We start from the raw sequence: 387 nt of genomic DNA on the forward strand, positions 1-387 counted from the left end.
ATCAATTTACAAAGCTGAACGGTCTGGACAGTCCAAGAAAGCAAGGCATCTTCAAAGACTCCTAAGTAAGTCCTATTACGCAAAGCTCTTAGCGGTACGGAAAGCAACCCAAGACAATCAAGGGAAAAAGACAGCCGGGGTAGATGGAGTAAAATCTCTTAGTCCTAAACAACGGTTTGACTTAACTCAAAAACTTGGGAAAGATTCCAAAGCCCGTGCCTTACGTAGAATATGGATTCCTAAGTCAGGTCGCGATGAAAAGCGTCCTTTAGGGATTCCGACGATAAAGGATAGAGCCGAACAAGCCTTGGTTAAACTGGCACTAAAACCGCAATGGGAAGCTCGATTTGAGGCAGACTCATACGGATTTAGGCCAGGGAGGTCAGC

Annotated in this window: 1 protein-coding gene; it reads left to right on the forward strand. The window is 45.5% G+C overall.

What is annotated here, in order from left to right; genetic code table 11:
• On the forward strand, positions 1 to 387 hold a 387-nt coding region (locus AC0QH1_RS16655; protein ID WP_324632343.1), incomplete at both ends, for a reverse transcriptase N-terminal domain-containing protein.

Source organism: Phormidium sp. CCY1219 (genome assembly GCF_055795085.1).